Annotated in this window: 1 protein-coding gene; it reads left to right on the top strand. The window is 65.7% G+C overall.

Annotation, left to right across the window (positions count from 1 at the left end):
* A partial coding sequence (locus ACYOEI_RS41440; RefSeq protein WP_462856517.1) for an IS66 family transposase occupies positions 1–248 on the top strand: 248 nt, incomplete at both ends.

Here is a 248-nt window from a genome sequence, read left to right as displayed (position 1 = left end):
TCGCTGGGGACTCTGACCGATGGCCTGAAGCGCCTGACGCCGCTCTTCGAGCCGGTCTATGAGGCGCTGGTGAAGCGCAGCCAAGGTCAGGCGCTCTGGCACGCCGACGAGACGCGATGGCTGGTCTTCGCCAGCATCGAGGGGAAGGTCGGCTACCGGTGGTATCTCTGGGTCTTCCACTCCTCGGACGTCGTGATCTTCGTCCTGGCCGCGGGGCGTGCGCATGATGTGCCCGAGGACCATTTCGG

The organism is Singulisphaera rosea (genome assembly GCF_054877945.1).
Note: the sequence above shows the minus strand (reverse complement) of the source record. Positions and strands in the feature narration are given on the sequence as shown.